General features: G+C 63.7%; 11 protein-coding genes. 6 read left to right on the top strand and 5 right to left on the bottom strand.

The window, feature by feature from the left end:
* Positions 1-131 precede the first annotated feature (131 nt).
* Complete coding sequence (locus ACVWZ5_RS05480; RefSeq protein WP_028688714.1) at positions 132-1136, bottom strand: LLM class flavin-dependent oxidoreductase; 1005 nt, start codon at positions 1134-1136, stop codon at positions 132-134.
* 152 nt (positions 1137-1288) lie between these two features.
* Between ACVWZ5_RS05480 and ACVWZ5_RS05475 the strand changes: the two genes are divergently transcribed.
* The gene (locus ACVWZ5_RS05475; protein WP_186600078.1) at positions 1289-1714 is read left to right on the top strand and encodes an OsmC family protein; all 426 of its coding nucleotides are present in this window, start codon (positions 1289-1291) and stop codon (positions 1712-1714) included.
* A 75-nt stretch (positions 1715-1789) separates the two neighbouring features.
* On the top strand, positions 1790-2023 hold the full coding sequence (locus tag ACVWZ5_RS05470; protein ID WP_280071259.1) for a DUF1161 domain-containing protein: 234 nt from the start codon (positions 1790-1792) through the stop codon (positions 2021-2023).
* Between the two features lie 39 nt (positions 2024-2062).
* Here the strand turns inward: ACVWZ5_RS05470 and ACVWZ5_RS05465 are convergent, their stop codons facing one another.
* Positions 2063-2476 (bottom strand): PA0061/PA0062 family lipoprotein, encoded by a 414-nt coding sequence (locus tag ACVWZ5_RS05465; RefSeq protein ID WP_028688711.1) that lies wholly within the window; start codon positions 2474-2476, stop codon positions 2063-2065.
* A 55-nt stretch (positions 2477-2531) separates the two neighbouring features.
* Positions 2532-2951 (bottom strand): PA0061/PA0062 family lipoprotein, encoded by a 420-nt coding sequence (locus ACVWZ5_RS05460; protein ID WP_062572352.1) that lies wholly within the window; start codon positions 2949-2951, stop codon positions 2532-2534.
* An 88-nt stretch (positions 2952-3039) separates the two neighbouring features.
* Between ACVWZ5_RS05460 and ACVWZ5_RS05455 the strand changes: the two genes are divergently transcribed.
* Positions 3040-4110 carry an aminopeptidase gene (locus tag ACVWZ5_RS05455; RefSeq protein ID WP_084941126.1) on the top strand — a complete coding sequence of 357 codons (1071 nt, stop codon included), beginning with the start codon at positions 3040-3042 and terminating at the stop codon, positions 4108-4110.
* Positions 4111-4143: 33 nt separating this feature from the next.
* Here ACVWZ5_RS05455 and ACVWZ5_RS05450 read toward each other — a convergent pair whose 3' ends face one another.
* Positions 4144-4794 carry an HAD family hydrolase gene (locus ACVWZ5_RS05450; protein ID WP_435768154.1) on the bottom strand — a complete coding sequence of 217 codons (651 nt, stop codon included), beginning with the start codon at positions 4792-4794 and terminating at the stop codon, positions 4144-4146.
* A gap of 86 nt (positions 4795-4880) precedes the next feature.
* Positions 4881-5429, bottom strand: coding sequence for a gamma carbonic anhydrase family protein (locus tag ACVWZ5_RS05445; RefSeq protein ID WP_084940948.1), 549 nt, complete (start codon positions 5427-5429; stop codon positions 4881-4883).
* 102 nt (positions 5430-5531) lie between these two features.
* Between ACVWZ5_RS05445 and prlC the strand changes: the two genes are divergently transcribed.
* The 3 genes from prlC (at position 5532) to ACVWZ5_RS05430 (ending at position 9969) form a co-directional block, all read left to right on the top strand.
* Positions 5532-7583, top strand: coding sequence for an oligopeptidase A (prlC, locus tag ACVWZ5_RS05440; protein ID WP_280084015.1), 2052 nt, complete (start codon positions 5532-5534; stop codon positions 7581-7583).
* Positions 7580-7861, top strand: coding sequence for a YheV family putative zinc ribbon protein (locus ACVWZ5_RS05435; RefSeq protein WP_062572356.1), 282 nt, complete (start codon positions 7580-7582; stop codon positions 7859-7861). Before prlC ends, ACVWZ5_RS05435 begins: the two co-directional genes overlap by 4 nt.
* Before the next feature lie 113 nt (positions 7862-7974).
* A complete protein-coding gene (locus ACVWZ5_RS05430; RefSeq protein WP_062572357.1) occupies positions 7975-9969 on the top strand; it encodes a M3 family metallopeptidase in 1995 nt (664 codons plus the stop codon).
* Positions 9970-9974 lie beyond the last annotated feature (5 nt).

The raw sequence follows: 9974 nt of genomic DNA, 5'->3' as shown, positions 1-9974 counted from the left end.
GCAGCACGTTGCTTGAACTCGCGGGTATAGGTCTTTCGTTCTTGCATGGAACCTCCTGAATGGGCGAATCATATCGCCCTTAAGAGGTGTCCGGGATCATTAGGCCAGTTCAGCTTGCCCCGCGATGACCTTTAACCGGTCTTCAAGGCCTGCGCCATCAGCTCATAGGACCTGATCCGGTCGGCATGCTCGTACAGATCGCTGGTGAAGATCAGCTCATCCGCCCCGGTCTGTTCCAGCAGCACCTCCACCTTCGCCCGCACCTTCTGCGGGCTGCCGATCATCGCCAGGCCCAGGAAACTGCTCACCGCATCGCGCTCATGGGGCAGCCATAGTCCATTCATGCTTTCGACCGGCGGGCGCTGCATCAGGCTCTGGCCACGGATCAGCGCGAGGATACGCTGGTACACCGACGTCGCCAGGTACTCGGCCTTCTCGTCGGTCTCGGCCACCACCATCGGGATGCCGAGCATCACGTAGGGCTTGTCCAGCGTGGTGGACGGCTTGAAATGGTCGCGGTAGATGCGGATCGCCTCGTGCATGTAGCGCGGCGCGAAGTGCGAGGCAAAGGCATAGGGCATGCCGCGCATGCCTGCCAGTTGGGCGCTGAACAGGCTGGAGCCGAGCAACCACATTGGCACCTCGGTGTCGTGGCCAGGTACGGCGATCACTTTCTGATCATCTGTACGCGGGCCGAGGTAACGCGACAGTTCCTCGACATCGTCGGGGAAGTCGTCGGCACTGCCGGAGCGTTCACGGCGCAGGGCGCGGGCGGTCATCTGGTCGGAGCCCGGGGCGCGGCCCAGGCCCAGGTCGATGCGCCCCGGGTACAGGCTGGCCAGGGTGCCGAACTGCTCGGCGATCACCAGCGGTGCATGGTTGGGCAGCATCACCCCGCCGGAGCCGACGCGGATGCTCGAGGTGCCGCCGGCCAGGTAGCCGATCAGCACGGCGGTGGCCGAACTGGCGATGCCGTCCATGTTGTGGTGTTCGGCGACCCAGAAGCGGTTGTAGCCGAAGCGCTCGACGTGCCGCGCCAGGTCCAGCGAGTTGCGCAGTGATTGCGCGGGGCTCCCATCGGCGCGCACGGGCACCAGGTCGAGGGTGGATATCTTCAGGTCTCGCAGGTGCGTCATTGGAGCCTCCGCTTCAGGTGATTGGCCATGGCCTTCTGGACTCTGTATGGGCATATTCGCTGGATTCAATGCCTTCCTGCGGATTGATCTGAACTTGGCGTGGGCTTGGTCCTCAGAACCTTAGACACCCCAACCCTGTGACAGGAGGCAGCATGAAGAAGACAGCATCGGCGGTCTGGCAAGGTGGGCTGAAGGATGGCAAGGGCCAGATCTCCACTGAAAGCGGCGCGCTCGAGCAAGCGCCCTACGGTTTCAACACCCGTTTCGAAGGCACGCCTGGGACCAACCCGGAGGAACTGATCGGCGCTGCCCATGCCGGCTGCTTCTCCATGGCGTTGTCGATGATGTTGGGCGAGGCGGGATTCACGCCTGAACGGATCGACACTCACGCCGAGGTAAGCCTGGACAAGCAGGCTGATGGCTTTGCCATCACCGCCGTTCACCTGACCCTCAAGGCCACCGTGCCTGGGGCCAGCGAGGCGCAGTTCCAGGAGATCGCCAACAAGGCCAAGGCTGGGTGTCCGGTGTCCAAGGTGCTCAACGCGACGATCAGCTTGGACGCCACCCTGCTTTCCTAGGCGGCGCAACGGCGGCGGTTTCCTGTAGTCTAAACAGCGTTGGCAGCTCGTCTGCCCTGACCCAGGAGCCGTTCCATGATCCGCGTTGCATTAGGTGTGCTGGCTTCCCTGCTGGCCACCGCCGCACTGGCCGCGCCCAAGCCGTGCGAGGAACTGAAGGCCGAGATCGAAGCGAAGATCCAGGCGAACAAGGTTTCCTCCTACACGCTTGAGATCGTGCCCAATGCCGAGGTCAGTGATCCCAACATGATCGTTGGCAGCTGCGAGGGCGGCACGAAGAAGATCATCTACCAGAAGAACGATCGGTAAGGCTCGACGGTCGGGGCTGCACGGCAGCCCCATCATCGATCAAGGAATACAGGTGACGTTGCTCGGCTCGTTCACGACCACCTTTCGGTTGGCGTCGTACAGCAGCACCTGTGGCTGCATCGCCGGGGCCCGCGCCTCCAGGCGATAACGCTGGCCGGCCTTGAAATCGTTGTAGCGCACGGTGAGATAGCAGGTTCGCTCGGTGGGGTCGGTGCTGAAACCGCCGGAATAGATCTCGTAGTCGAAGCGCACCACCAGCTCATGCTTGCCGGGTGTCACCTGGAAGTAGCGGCCGTCATCCAGGCGCTGGCCGTCCAGACGGTCGGCCATGATGGTTCTGCCGGGGGTGATGGTGTAGAGATCGACCCAGGCCTTGCCTGGGTCAACGGGCGGCAAGGGGCTGGCGCACGCCCCCAGGGCACTGAGGGCCATCAGCATCATGGGCTGGCGCATGGTGAAACTCCCACTCGCGGTTCACAGGTAACAAGCATAGCGCCGTTCGCGGGGTTCAGGTGCGCTGGCAGCCTGCCGGCTCGCCTTGGCCGATCAGTTTCTGCTGCTGGTCGTAAAGCTTGATCCAGGGGCGGAAACCGATACTGCCGGCCTGCATCTGATAGCGCTGCCCGGCCGTGAAGTCCTTGTAGGTGAGATTGAGCTGACAGTCGCGCCACAGCGGCTCGTCCACCGGGCCGATGTTGCTGGGCGTCACGGCGAACTGGTAGCGCACGGTCAGCTCGTGATTGCCGGGCTGCACCTCGAAATAGCGGGTGTCGGCCCAGGCGCGCTCATCAACCTGCAAGGCATGCAGCGAGTCGTTGTCACCCGGGGCCAGGTCGATCCAGGCCTGGTTCGGGTCGGCGCTGGGCAGGAATGAGGCACAACCGGACAGCAGCACGAGCATGCCGGCGGCAAACAGCAGAGTACGCATGGCGAAGCTTCCCCTTTGCGAGATAGTCTTGGTCGCATTCGGCCGACGAGCGAGATAGACAGCCTCGATGTTTGGACTTTTTCTTTTCATGCGCTGCAGCCGTCGGGTTCTCGACCGCGTTTTCACTGGGTTGGTTCCCGTGGCGCTGGGCGTTCTGCTGAGCGGTTGCTCCAGCGTGAGCTACTACGGCCAACTGGCGGAGGGCCAGTGGCAGCTGTTGCGGGCACGCCAGCCGCTGGACCGGGTTATCGAGAGTCCTGCCACCAGCCCGGTGTTGCGCCAGCGCCTGTTGTTTGCCGAAAAGGCCCGGGCGTTCGCCAGCGAGCAGTTGAAGTTGCCGGATAACGGCAGTTACCGGGTCTACGCCGACCTGGGTAGACCGTATGTGGTATGGAATGTGTTCGCGACCCCTGAGCTGTCGTTGCAGCCGGTGACCCATTGCTTCCCCATCGCCGGCTGCGTGGCCTATCGAGGATATTACCGGCAGGGCGCGGCCCGCGGCGCGGCGGCGTTGATGCGCCAGGAGGGCCTGGATGTCTATGTGGGAGGTGTGGAGGCTTATTCCACCCTGGGCTGGTTCGACGATCCGATCCTGTCGACCATGGCCGGCTGGGGCGATGAGCGCCTGGCCACGGTGATCTTTCATGAGCTGGCGCACCAGCGCTTCTACGTGCAGGACGATACCGAGTTCAACGAGTCGTTCGCCTCCTTTGTCGAGCAGGAGGGAACACGGCAATGGCGCGCGGCACGTGGGTTGGCTGCCATCGAGGAGGTCGGGGCCCGGCAGCGCGAACAGTTCACCCGGCTGGTGCTGGCCAGCCGCGAGCGGTTGCAGGCAATTTATGCCGGGCCGTTGGATGAGGGGGGCAAGCGGGCGGCCAAGCAGGCCGAGTTCGAGCGGTTGCGGCGGGAGTACCGCGAGGTACGGGACCGCGACTGGGGTGGGGAACGGCGTTTCGATGCCTGGATCTTTGCTCCATTGAACAATGCCAAGTTGCTGCCTTTTGGGCTTTATGACCAGTGGGTCCCGGCGTTTTCGAAGCTGTTCGATGAGGTTGGAGGAGACTGGGGACTGTTTTACGAGCGGGTCGAGGCGCTGGGGCGGATGCCGATCGAACAGCGCAAGGCGGTGCTTGGACGGTTGATGGCAAGGCCTTGAGATAAAGGGGCTGCTTTGCAGCCCCGATACATATCAGCCTTTGCTGAACGCCTGATGTAACTCGGCCAGCGTCTCGAAATGGAACGCCGGCGTCTCGGCCTCGAGTTCCTCCCGGCTGCCGAACCCATAGCCCACCGCCACCGCCTGCACACCGTTGCTGCGCGCACCGATCAGGTCATGCTTGCGGTCGCCGATCATCAGGGTCTGTGCCGGGTCCAGTCCCTCTTCATCCAACAGGTGGCGAATCAGCTCGACCTTGTTGGTACGGGTGCCGTCCAGCTCGCTGCCGTAGATCACCTTGAAGTGGTGGTCGAATTCGAAATGCCGGGCGATCTCGCGGGCATAGACCCATGGCTTGGACGTGGCGATATACAGGGTGCGGCCCTGGCCGTTGAGCGCCTGCAGCAGCTGCGGCACACCATCGAACACCAGGTTTTCGTACAGCCCTGTGACCTTGAAGCGCTCGCGGTAGAAGTTCACCGCGTCCCAGGCCTTGGCCTCGTCGAAGTCATAGAACTGCATGAAGGCCTGCAACAGGGGTGGGCCGATGAAGTGCTCGAGGCGGGTCAGGTCCGGCTCGTCGATGCCCAGCTTGGCCAGGGCGTACTGGATCGAGCGGGTAATCCCTGAGCGCGGGTCGGTCAGGGTGCCGTCGAGGTCGAAAAGGATGTTCTGCTGGTGCATGGAGCTGTTCACTCTGCTGTTCATCTGGATGCCATCGCGGGGTATGCAAAGGTCGGGGGAGCAGGCTTGCCCGCCCCGCGATGGCGTCATTGCGGTCGGTCGTAGCCTTCGGCCAGGTGCTGATCCTTGAGCTTCACGTAGTTGCCGGCGCTGTAGGGGAAGAACGCGTGCTCCTGTTCGCTCAGCAGGCGCACCTGTTTCACCGGGCTGCCCATGTACAGGTAGCCGCTGACCAGGCGCTTGCCCGGCGGCACCAGGCTGCCGGCGCCGATGATCACCTCGTCCTCGACGATGGCGCCGTCCATGATGGTGCTGCCCATGCCGACCAGGATGCGGTTGCCCAGGGTACAGCCATGCAGCATGACTTTGTGACCGATGGTCACCTCGTCGCCGACGATCAGCGGAAAACCGTCGGGGTTGAACGGCCCGGCGTGGGTGATGTGCAGCACGCTGCCGTCCTGCACGCTGGTGCGCGCGCCGATGCGGATGCGGTGCATGTCGCCGCGCACCACGGTCAGCGGCCAGATCGAGCTGTCCTCGCCGATCTCGACGTCGCCGATGACCACCGCCGAGCGGTCGACGAAGGCCCGTGCTCCCACTTTCGGCGTGTGTTGCTGGAAGGTCCGGAGGGCCATGATAGTGTTCCTCTGCAATGCCGATAGGCAGGCTGCCTGCTGCGGTCGGCGTCGATTGTAATTAAGATGGTCCCGTGTTTCTCCTGCCAAGGTACCCGAACCGTGAGTGCGAACAACCCGCTGCTGCAGTCCCATGATCTGCCGCCCTTCTCGGCAATCCGCGCCGAGCATGTGCTGCCGGCGATCGAGCAGATCCTCGCCGACAACCGCAAGGCCATCGCCGAGATCCTCGAAAAGCAGGGCAAGAACCCGACCTGGGCCGGCCTGGTGCTGGCGATGGACGAGCTCAACGACCGCCTGGGCGCCGCCTGGAGCCCGGTCAGCCACCTGAACGCGGTGTGCAACAGCCAGGAACTGCGCGAGGCCTATGAGTCGTGCCTGCCGGCCCTGAGCGCCTATTCCACCGAGCTGGGCCAGAACCGTGCCCTGTTCGAAGCCTATGAAGCCCTGGCCGCCAGCCCCGAGGCCGCCGGCTTCGATGTGGCGCAGAAGACCATTATCGATCACGCCCTGCGCGACTTCCGCCTGTCGGGCATCGACCTGCCGGCCGACAAGCAGCAGCGCTATGCCGAAGTGCAGAGCAAGCTCAGCGAGCTGGGCAGCCGCTTCTCCAACCAGTTGCTCGATGCCACCCAGGCCTGGACCAAGCACGTCACCGACGAGGCCGCCCTCGCCGGCCTGACCGACTCGGCCAAGGCGCAGATGGCCGCCGCCGCCCAGGCCAAGGGCCTTGACGGCTGGCTGATCACCCTGGAATTCCCCAGCTACTACGCGGTGATGACCTACGCCGACGACCGCGCCCTGCGCGAAGAACTGTACGCCGCCTACTGCACCCGCGCCTCCGACCAGGGCCCGAACGCCGGCCAGTTCGACAACGGCCCGGTGATGGAAGAGATCCTCGAGCTGCGCCAGGAGCTGGCCAAGCTGCTGGGCTACCCGAACTTCGCCGAACTGAGCCTGGCCACCAAGATGGCTGAGTCCAGCGACCAGGTGCTGAGCTTCCTGCGTGACCTGGCCAAGCGTTCCAAGCCGTTTGCCGCCCAGGACCTGGAGCAGCTCAAGGCCTTCGCCGCCGAGCAGGGCACTCCGGAGCTGGCCAGCTGGGACGCCGGCTATTTCGGCGAAAAGCTGCGCGAACAGCGCTACAGCGTGTCGCAGGAAGCCCTGCGCGCCTACTTCCCGATCGACAAGGTGTTGTCCGGCCTGTTCGCCATCGTCCAGCGCCTGTACGGCATCGAGATCGCCGAGCTCAAGGGCTTCGACGGCTGGCACCCGGACGTGCGCCTGTTCGAGATCAAGGAACACGGCCAGCACGTCGGCCGCTTCTTCTTCGACCTCTATGCCCGCGCCAACAAGCGTGGCGGTGCCTGGATGGACGGTGCCCGCGATCACCGCCGCACCGCCGCAGGCTCGCTGCAGAGTCCGGTGGCCAACCTGGTGTGCAACTTCACCCCGGCCACGCCCGGCAAACCGGCGCTGCTGACGCACGATGAAGTCACCACCCTGTTCCACGAGTTCGGCCACGGCCTGCACCACCTGCTGACCCGTATCGAGCATGCCGGCGTGTCCGGCATCAACGGCGTGGCCTGGGACGCGGTGGAGCTGCCGAGCCAGTTCATGGAGAACTGGTGCTGGGAGCCCGAGGGCCTGGCGCTGATTTCCGGCCACTACGAGACCGGCGAACCGCTGCCCCAGGACCTGCTGGACAAGATGCTGGCGGCGAAGAACTTCCAGTCCGGCATGATGATGGTGCGTCAGCTGGAGTTCTCGCTGTTCGACTTCGAGCTGCATGCCACCCACGGCGACGGCCGCAGCGTGCTGCAGGTGCTCGAAGGCGTGCGTGACGAAGTCTCGGTGATGCGTCCGCCGGCCTACAACCGCTTCCCCAACAGCTTCGCGCACATCTTCGCCGGCGGCTACGCGGCGGGTTACTACAGTTACAAGTGGGCCGAAGTGCTGTCGGCCGACGCCTTCTCGCGCTTCGAGGAAGAAGGTGTGCTGAACGCCGAGACGGGCCGCGCCTTCCGCGAAGCCATCCTGGCCCGTGGTGGTTCCCGCGAGCCGATGGTGCTGTTCGTCGACTTCCGGGGCCGTGAGCCTTCCATCGATGCATTGCTGCGCCACAGTGGTCTTACCGAGGACGCGGCGGCATGAGCGAGGTAGCCGTGAGCAAGAGCAAACGACGTTTCATCGCCGGGGCGGTCTGCCCGGCGTGCAGCGAGATGGACAAGCTGATGATGTGGAACGAGGACGGCGTGCCGCACCGAGAGTGCGTGGCCTGCGGGTTCACTGACACCCTGAACGAACAAGGCCTGTCGGTACCCAGCGAGCTCGGAACCCGGGTCAACCACCTGGCGCCGAAAGCACCGCCGACCAAAGTGCAGACCGTGCAGTTCTTTCCCAATCCGAAACTGAAGAAGCCTTCGGAATAACGACCTTTCGGGCGCCCTCGGCACGCTCTTTGGGCTCAGGATAGATATTGCTGCCTGTCCCGCTTGGGTGGGTCACTAAGGTGTAGGTCCCTTGACCCGCACCGAGGTGCACGATGACCCACCCCTTCGTTTTTCTTCATGGCAGGCTGCTTGATTACGCGTCGTTGCGGCCCGAGCAGCTCGAACCGGCCGTTCGCCAGATTCATGATGCCAACCTGACAGCGCTTGAACGGATCGTGGCCGATCAGGCGCATGTTCCTGGATGGAATGACCTGGTCCTGGCAATCGAGCGGCTCGACCAGCGGCTGGAGGACACTTTTCACTCACTGGTCCCTCTCGCCTACGAGGGAGGGGATTGGGCCGATGCGGTGGGTGCCTGCCATGGTTTGCTCGGCGAATGGAAACGGCGTAAACATGAATGTCCGGGGCTGTTGCAGGCCTATCAACGCATTGACCAGGCGACACTCGACACTGAGCAACGTGTGGTGCTGTCGATGCTTCTCAGGGACTTTCGCCTGGGTGGCTTCCAGCTGGAGGGCGCTGAACGGGCCCAATTGCGCGCGACCGAAGCTGCCATTACCGGGCTCGAACGGCAGTTCATGAGCAATCTGAGAAGCGCTCGAAGTGCCGGGGCGCGTTTGTTGACCGATGAATCGCAATTGAGTGGTCTTGACGGACAGCAACGGCAACGCCTGCGTGACAACGCCGAGGAGGAGGAGCTGGATGGCTGGCTGGTCGACCTGGGGGAAACGACCGTCGAGGCGATTCTCGAATCGGCTGATGATCGCTCGCTGCGTGCCTGGGTCTACCGTGCTTCCCGGTCGCTGGCGACGGACCCTGAACACGACAATGCCCAGGTAATGCAAGCGCTGCTGCGTTTGCGGCACGAGCGGGCACAGCTGCTGGGCTTGGCCAACGCTGCCGAGGTCGGGCTCGAGCTGAAAGCCGCTCGTACCACAAGAGAGGTCGAAACATTCATCGACAGTCTGATCGAAGAGAACCGTCCCAGACTGCAAGCCGACCTCGAGGAACTGCAGGAGCGGGCTGGCCAATTGGGTATGGGGACGCTTGAGCCTTGGGATATCGCTTATCTGACCAGGCAGCTCAGGGACGATGCTGTCGCCGGGCTGCAACTGCGTGATCGCTTCCCACTCGATACAGCCCTGACCGCTTTGCGCGAGTTGCACGAGCGGTTGTTCGATATCCGCATGGTGCCGCATGCCGTCGCGGGCTGGCACGCAGACGTGCAAGTGCTGGAGGTACGCGAACAGGGCAGTGTCCTGGGGTACATCTACCTCGACCTTCACGCGCGTCCTGGCAAATTATCCTGGCCTTACTGCTACCCAATGCGTCAGCGCCATGTCGATGCAGACGGTGCGTTGACATTGCCAACCATACTGCTGTCCTGCTCCTTCGCACACGGCACCGATGGATCTACGTCGCACCTTGGTCACAGCGATTTGTGCAAGCTCCATCATGAGTTCGGCCATGCGCTGCACCAGATTCTCGTGACCCACCGTCATCGTCGCCTCAATCGCACCCTGCCGGCGATACTCGGCCCGGACAGCTGTGAGTTCGTTGGCATCCTGTTCGAGCAATGGTGCTGGTCCGCACCTGCTCTGCAAGGCGTCACCACCCTCATGGCGGACACTGCCCCGGTTCCCCTGGAAGCCTTGCGACGCTGGCTGGCGAGCCGGCGGAGGCTGCGGGGTGTAGCCGAGGCCGAGAAGCTGCGGCGTGCCTGGTTCGACTTCGTTGCGCACCGTGATCGGGATGCACGTCTCGACCTGCAAGACCTGGCCCGCCAGGCCAGCCATCTGGTCGGGCTTCCTGCGGCATTCGTGCAGGAGCGCTTCGCCGAGTCATTTGATTACCTGGTGACGGGCTATGAGGCCGGGTACTACAGCTACAAATGGGCACAGGTGCATGCCATCGATGCGTTCACCCGTTTCGAGGCGCAAGGTGTCGATCAGCGGGAGGTCGCGCGGATCATGCGGCGGGAGCTCATGACCAAGATTGCCTTGCGCGGGCTTTCCGCTTCATTCAACGCATTCGTCGGCAGGGGGCTTTCCCTGGCGGCCTACCGGGACTGGCATCAGCCTGCCTGACGGTA

Source organism: Pseudomonas sp. TE6283 (assembly GCF_054060555.1).
Note: the sequence above shows the minus strand (reverse complement) of the source record. Positions and strands in the feature narration are given on the sequence as shown.